This is a genomic window from Dokdonella sp. (genome assembly GCF_036518555.1).
Lineage (GTDB): Bacteria > Pseudomonadota > Gammaproteobacteria > Xanthomonadales > Rhodanobacteraceae > Dokdonella_A.
In genome coordinates, this window is sequence record NZ_DATDMY010000002.1 from 1 (window position 1) to 7,046 (window position 7,046).

The window sequence follows — 7,046 nt, forward strand, 5'->3', positions numbered from 1 at the left end:
CTGCACGACCTCGGCGTGCGCCTGTCGCTCGACGATTTCGGCACCGGCTACTCGTCGCTGCAACTGCTGCGCGCGTTCCCGTTCGACAAGATCAAGATCGACATGTCGTTCGTGCGCGACATCGGCATCGACGCCGACTCCGAGGCGATCATCCGCGCGATCATCCGGCTCGCGCGCGACCTCGGCGTGCGCACGGCGGCCGAGGGTGTCGAAATCGCGGCCCAGTACGACTGGCTCGCGCGCCATCGCTGCACCGAGGTGCAGGGGTTCCATTGCAGCCGTCCGCTCGCCGAGTCGGACCTGCGCGCGTTGCTCGCGCGCGCGCCGCCGGTGCCCGCCGACATGCCGAGGGAAAGCCGCATCGCGTCGCAGCCGTGACGGCGCGCCAGAGCGCCACGCGTCGTCGGACGCCGCATTCGGGACACGCGGGTCGCGTGATGGAGCGCGGTCGACGCGAACGCCGCGAGCCCGGAACGCGCGCAATGCACGGCATCACGCGTGCCGACGCGAGCAAGCCGGCGGCATGCGCTTCGCGCGTACCGCTTACGCCTTCTTGACGAACTCCGACTTGAGCTTCATCGCGCCGATGCCGTCGATGCGGCAGTCGATGTCGTGGTCGCCGTCCACGAGGCGGATGTTCTTCACGCGCGTACCGACCTTGACTACGAGCGACGAGCCCTTGACCTTGAGGTCCTTGATCACCGTGACGCTGTCGCCGTCGGCGAGCACGTTGCCGTGCGCGTCCTTGACGACACATTCGTCGGACGCGGTCGCCCCGGCGGCGGCGCCCGCCGTCCATTCGTGGGCGCACTCGGGGCAGACGAGCTGGTGGCCGTCCTCGTACGTGAACGTCGATCCGCACGCCGGGCAGGGTGGCAACGCGGTCATCCGGACGTCCTCGTACTTCGTCGGCGCGCGGGCCGCGCGACGGGGCGGTGATTATATGCGGCCGGCTGCAGGCGTGAGCGAGTCGCACGCGATGCCGCGCGCAAACGGCCCGGTGCAGGCGATCACGGCGCGACCTCGCCGCTGGTCGCGTCCGCCCCGCGCGCGATCGCCGAACGCACTTCCTCGAGTGCGTTCGCGTCGTCGAGGGTGGACAGGTCGCCGGCGTCGCGCGACTCCGCGAGTGCCTGGATCGAACGTCGCAGCAGCTTGCCCGAACGCGTCTTCGGCAGCGCCGCGACGAGATACACGCGCGCGGGTCGCGCAATCGCGCCGAGCTGTTCGCACGCGCGCTGTTGCAGCGCGATCGCCGTCGCGCGGCGGGCGTCGTCCGCAATCGCCGCCTTGAGCGTCGCGAACACATGAGGCACCTGGCCCTTGATCTCGTCGCGCACGCCGATGACCGCGACTTCCGCGACCGCCGGGTGCGTCGCGACGGCCTCCTCGATCTCGCGCGTGCCGAGGCGATGGCCGGCGACGTTGATGACATCGTCGGTGCGGCCGAGGATGAAGAAGTAGCCGTCCTCGTCGCGGATCGCCCAGTCGAGCGAGCTGTACAGCAACTCCCTGAAATGGCCGAAGTAGCTGCGCAGGAAGCGTTCGTCGTCGTTCCAGACCGTGCTGAGGCAGCCGGGCGGCAACGGTGGCTCGGCGACGAGCACGCCCTTCTCGTTCGGCGCGGCGTCCGCGCCGGTCGCTTCGTCGATGACGCGCAGCTTGTAGCCGAAGTTCGGGAAGCCGGGCGAGCCGTAGCGGACCGGCTTCATGTCGAGCCCGGGCTGCAGGCAGAGCACGGGCCAACCCGTTTCCGTCTGCCAGTAGTTGTCGATGACCGGCTTGCCGAGCCCGTCCGCGATCCAGCGCGCGGTCGGTTCATCGAGCGGTTCGCCGGCGAGGAACAGCCAGCTCAATGCGTGCAGGTCGTGCCGCCGCAGCCACGCCGGATCGTGCTTCTTCAACACGCGGATCGCGGTCGGCGAGGAGAACATCGTGCGCACGCCGTACTCGGCGCAGAGCTGCCACCAGATGCCGGGATCGGGATTCACCGGCGTGCCTTCGTAGAGCAGCGACGTCGCGCCGACGAGCAACGGCCCGTAGATGTTGTAGCTGTGGCCGACCGCCCAGCCGACGTCGGACGTCGAGAACATCACCTGTCCGGGCCCGACGTCGAATACGGTGCGCATCGACAACGCGAGCGCGACCGCGTGGCCGCCGACGTCGCGCTGCACGCCCTTCGGCTTGCCGGTCGTGCCGGACGTGTAGAGCAGGTAGCTCGGTTCGTTCGATTCGAGCCACGCGACCGGCACGTCGGTGCCGGCATGGCGCGCGCGCAGCGCCGCATAGTTGAAGTCACGGCCGTCGATGCGCGCGAGGCCGGGGTCGAGTCCGCGCGAGACGATCAGCACGCGGCGCGGCGGATGCTGCGCCTGCGCGATCGCGGCGTCGACGAGCGGCTTGTACGCGGTCACCTTGCCCGCGCGCATGCCCGCGTCGGCGCAGATCACGAGCGACGCGCGCGCATCGTCGATGCGCAGCGCGAGGTTGTGCGCGGCGAAGCCGCCGAACACGACCGAATGGATCGCGCCGATGCGCGCGCACGCGAGCACGGCGAACACCGCTTCGGCCATGTTCGGCATGTAGATCACGACGCGGTCGCCGCGGCCGACGCCGAGCGCGACGAGCACCGCGGCGAAGTCGTTCACCTCGCGATGCAGTTCACGGTAGCTGAAATGGCGGCGCTGTCCGGTCTCGGTCGAGATCACGGCGAGCGCGAGCTGGTCGCCGCGTGCGGCGAGGTGGCGGTCGACCGCGTTGTGGCAGAGGTTCGTTTCGCCGCCCGCGAACCAGCGGCGGAACGGCGGCCGCTCGTACTCGAGTACGCGCGCATACGGGCGGTGCCAGTCGATCGCGCGCGCCTGTTCGGCCCAGAACCCCTCGGGATCCTCGATCGAGCGGCGGTACAGCGTCTCGTAGTCCATCGCGGTCGCCCCGCATCGTCAGCCGTCGCAGGCTAGCCGATGCGCCGCGCGGCGCCGCTGCGACTTTGGTCGAAACCGGGCGCGTGGAACGCCTGGCTCGACGACGCGGCCGGTCGCCGACGCACGCGGAGCGCCTCTTGCGTACGATGGCACCGCTGCCCGCGCGGCGCGAGCCGCACCGCCGATCCACCCCGCCGTGCCACGTGCGCAACCCGTACCGATCCGGAGACGCGATGACCGCGAACGAATCCGTCGGCGACATCCGCGAGAGCGTGCATCGCGATCGCGACGACCTGCTCGGCGCCGGCCTCGGCCTCGACGGCCTGCGCGTGCCGGCCCCCGCATTCGCCGCCGCGGCGGCACCGACGCCCGCGGAACTGCGGCGGCGCGCGATCCACGCGAGCTGGCACGGCATCGCCGACCTCGCCCCGCTCGGCGGCTCCGGCCGGGTCTATGGCGCGGTTCCGACCGTGCCCGGACGCGAATACCACGCCTTCGCGCGCGTGCCCGGTGCACGCGCGCCGCACCGCGTGCTGCTGCAGGCGCCGGATGCGTTCGACGCGCGTGCCCGCTGCCTCGTCGTCGCCGCGTCCTCGGGTTCGCGCGGCGTGTACGGCGCGATCGCGCTCGCGGGCGCGTGGGGCCTGCCGCGCGGCTGCGCGGTCGCGTACACGGACAAGGGCACCGGTACGGGCTACTTCGATCTCGACAGCGATACCGGCGTCGCGCTCGACGGCACGCGCATCGCGCGCGGCGCCGCGCCGCTCGAGTTCGAGCCGGCCCACGGCGCCGGCGCGCGCGGCGTCGCGATCAAGCACGCGCAGTCGGGCGACCATCCCGAAGCGGACTGGGGCCGCCACGTGCTGCAGGCGGCGCGCTTCGGCCTCGCGATGCTCGATCGCGCGTATCCGGCGCTGGCGCCGTTCACGCCGGCCAACACGCGCGTGATCGTGACCGGCGTATCGAACGGCGCGGGTGCGGCACTCCAGGCGGCCGGCCTCGATGCCGAAGGCCTCGTCGACGGCGTCGTCGCACTGGCGCCGAACGTGCATGTCGACGGCGGCCGCCCGCTCTACGACGTCGCGAGCGAGGCGGCGCAGCTGCTGCCGTGCGCGCTCACCGACGCACGCTACGACGCGACGCCGTTCGCGCGCATCGACGGCGCGCCGCCGCCGGCCTGGCTCGCGCGCTGCGACCGCCTGCGCGCGCTCGGCCTCGTCGACGGCCATGGCCGCGCGGCGCAGGCGCGCTCGGCGTTCGAACGCCTGCGCGCGTCGGGCTGGGACGAACGCGCGATCGAGGCCGCGGCGAGCTCGACCCGCTTCGACCTCTGGCGCGCGATCGCCGCGACCTACGCGGCGTCGTACCTGCGCGCGACGCCGGCCAGGATGCCGTGCGGTTTCCACTTCGGCGTCGTCGACGCGCACGGCGCGGCCGTCGCCGCGGACGCACCGACGCGCGCCGCGTGGTGGTCGGACGCGAGCGGCATCGCGCCGGGCGCGGGCGTGCAACTGCTCGGCGGCGTCGACGCATCGGCCGATCCGTGCGCAGCCGGCATCGACGGCCTGCGTGCGCTGTGGCTCGGCGACGATGCTGCCGCGCACGCGCTGCGCGCATCGGTGTCGGCGACGGCGGTGAAGCTCCCGCGCGAGGACCTGCCGATCATCGTCGTGCACGGCGAGGACGACGGCCTGTTGCCCGACGCGTTCCACGCCCGCACCTACGTCGGCGCGCTCGAGGCGGCCGCGCGCCGACCGGTCTACTGGCGCGTGCCGAACGCGCAGCATTTCGACGCGTTCCTCGCGCTGCCCGGGTTCGGCGAGCGCTACGTGCCGCTGCTGCCGTACGGCTATGCGGCGCTCGATGCGCTGTGGGCGCAACTCGCCGACGGCGCACCGGCGCCGACATCGCGCCGGTTCGCGACGACGCCGCGTGGCCTCGGCGCACTCGGGCGCGACGCGCTCGGGCTCGACGCGGCAGGCGCGCGCGCGGATCGGCGATAATCGAGGATGAATCCCTTGCACGAGGCTGCCGGGTGGGTGTGACGCGCCACGACGACGCATCGATCGACGACGGACGCGAGCGCGGGTTGCCCGCGACCGCCGTGCGCCTCGCGCGCGCGGCGACCGCGGCGATCATCGAGGGACGCGCGGCGCACGCCGAGCGCCTGCTCGAGGATGCGCTGCATCTCGCGCCCGGGCACGCCGAACTGCAGCGCCTGCGCGGCGTCGCGCTGAACCAGCTCGGCCGCAGCGCCGAAGCAGTCGCGTTGCTGCGCGGCGTGGCCGGGCAGCGGCCCCACGACGGCCTCGTCGTCGCCAATCTCGGCTCGGCGCTCGCGCAGGACGGCGACCTCGACGCCGCGGAACAGGCGTTCCGTCGCGCGAGCGAACTCGATCCGGGCCTGCTCGACCCCTGGCTCAACCTCGCTCGCGTGCTCGAACTGCGCGGCGACGTCGCCGGCGCGTGCGCGGCCTACGACGCGGCGATCGAAGTCGATCCGCGGCGTGCGGCGACGCGCATCCTGCGCGCGGACGCGCTGAGAACGCTCGGCCGGCTCGACGAGGCGGAAGCCGAGCTGCGGGCGCTGCTCGACGACGAAGCGGCCGCGCCATCGGCCTGGATCGGCCTGTTCAACCTCAAGGCGATCCGCGCCGGGAGCGGCGACGGCGCCGCGCTCGCACGCGCGTACGCGAGCGGCCGCGGCACGCCCGCGCAGCGCATCGCGCTCGGCTTCGCGTGGGCGAATGCACTCGAGGCCGAACAGCGCCACGCCGAAGCGTTCGCGGTGCTGGCCGAGGCGAACGCCGCGCGCCGGCGCGACATCCGCTGGAGCGCGCCGGCGGCGAGCGCGCTCGTCGACGCGATCCTCCTCGCGTTCGCCGCGCCGCCGCCGTCGGACGGGCGCGGCGGCGACCTCGTCTTCCTCGTCGGCATGCCGCGCTCGGGCTCGACCCTTGCCGAGCAGATCCTCGCCGCACATCCGAAGGTCGCCGCCGGGGGCGAGACGAACCTCGTCGCGCGCGTGTTGCAGGAAGAATCCATGCGCCGCGGCATCCGCTTCCCGCACTGGGTCGGCGACGCGACGGCGGACGACTGGCGGCGCCTCGGCGACGGCTACCTCGCGCGCATCGCGCCGGCGCGCGGCGAAGGCGCGGCGTTCACGGACAAGACCTTGCCGAACTGGCAGGTGCTCGGCGCGATCCTGCGCATGTTCCCGGGCGCGCGCATCGTGCATTGCGTGCGCGATGCGCTCGAAACCTGCTGGAGCTGCTGGAAGCACAACTTCGGCGAAGGGCAATACTTCGCCTACGACCTCGCCGAACTCGCGGCCTTCCACCGCGACAGCGAGCGGGCGATGGCGCACTGGCGCGCCCAGGCGCCGGCGTCGATCCACGCGCTCGTGCATGAAGCGCTGCTCGACGCGCCCGAAGCGGCCGTGCGCGCATTGCTCGCGCACTGCGGCCTCGCGTTCGACCCCGCTTGCCTGCGCTTCCACGAAGCCGGGCGCAACGTGCACACGACGAGCGCGGCGCAGGTACGCCGGCCACTGCGCCGCGACACCGCGGTCGCCGCGGGCTACGGCGCGCTGCTCGATCCACTGCGGTTGCTGTTGCGCGGATCGATGGAAGCGAACGATTGAGGCGGGAGCACGCACGCGGAGGCGAAGCGCCTGCGTGCTCCATGCCGTCGCTCGTTCAAACGCCGGGACCGCGACCTTGCGCTGCCGGCGCGAGCGTCGAACGCGTGCGGCGCGCTTCGCGTCGGCGTCGGCGGCGTTCGCCCATGCGCGCGAAGAGGAGGTAGATCGCGGGCGTCGACAGCAGGGTCAGGCTCTGCGACACGAGCAGGCCGCCGATCAGCGCGATGCCGAGCGGACGCCGCAGCTCCGAGCCGGTGCCGAAACCGATCGCGAGCGGCAGCGCGGCGCAGATTGCGACCATCGAGGTCATCATGATCGGGCGGAAACGCACGAGCGAGGCTTCACGGATCGCCTCGAGAGGCGGCAGGCCGTGCTCGCGCTCGGCGACGAGCGCGAAGTCGACCATCATGATCGCGTTCTTCTTGACGATGCCGATCAGCAGCACGATCGCGATCATCGACACTACCGACAGCTCGGTG

6 protein-coding genes are annotated in these 7,046 nt (G+C 72.7%); 3 read left to right on the forward strand and 3 right to left on the reverse strand.

The annotated features are described in order from the left end of the window. Positions 1–378, forward strand: a 378-nt coding sequence (locus VI238_RS00015) for an EAL domain-containing protein (RefSeq protein WP_331647193.1), incomplete at its 5' end; no start/stop codon positions are given. Positions 379–543: 165 nt separating this feature from the next. Here the strand turns inward: VI238_RS00015 and VI238_RS00020 are convergent. Together VI238_RS00020 and prpE are read right to left on the reverse strand one after the other, a co-directional pair. Next, on the reverse strand, positions 544–888 hold the full coding sequence (locus VI238_RS00020; protein ID WP_331647195.1) for a zinc ribbon domain-containing protein YjdM: 345 nt from the start codon (positions 886–888) through the stop codon (positions 544–546). A gap of 122 nt (positions 889–1,010) precedes the next feature. Then, positions 1,011–2,924, reverse strand: a complete 1,914-nt coding sequence (gene prpE / locus VI238_RS00025; RefSeq protein ID WP_331647197.1) for a propionate--CoA ligase — start codon at positions 2,922–2,924, stop codon at positions 1,011–1,013. A 233-nt stretch (positions 2,925–3,157) separates the two neighbouring features. Here prpE and VI238_RS00030 point away from each other — a divergent pair, with 233 nt between their 5' ends. Together VI238_RS00030 and VI238_RS00035 are read left to right on the forward strand one after the other, a co-directional pair. After that, complete coding sequence (locus tag VI238_RS00030) at positions 3,158–4,927, forward strand: 3-hydroxybutyrate oligomer hydrolase family protein (protein WP_331647199.1); 1,770 nt, start codon at positions 3,158–3,160, stop codon at positions 4,925–4,927. A gap of 38 nt (positions 4,928–4,965) precedes the next feature. Then, a complete protein-coding gene (locus VI238_RS00035; protein WP_331647201.1) occupies positions 4,966–6,567 on the forward strand; it encodes a tetratricopeptide repeat-containing sulfotransferase family protein in 1,602 nt (533 codons plus the stop codon). Positions 6,568–6,622: 55 nt separating this feature from the next. On the opposite strand, the gene VI238_RS00040 is transcribed toward VI238_RS00035, so the two are convergent. Then, positions 6,623–7,046 (reverse strand): efflux RND transporter permease subunit (locus tag VI238_RS00040; RefSeq protein ID WP_331647203.1); only part of this gene is annotated, 424 nt, incomplete at its 5' end.

Coding starts and splice junctions, on each gene's coding strand:
- prpE (WP_331647197.1), bottom strand. CDS start 2,924: ATGGACTACGAGACGCTGTACCGCCGCTCGATCGAGGATCCCGAGGGG.
- VI238_RS00020 (WP_331647195.1), bottom strand. CDS start 888: ATGACCGCGTTGCCACCCTGCCCGGCGTGCGGATCGACGTTCACGTAC.
- VI238_RS00030 (WP_331647199.1), top strand. CDS start 3,158: ATGACCGCGAACGAATCCGTCGGCGACATCCGCGAGAGCGTGCATCGC.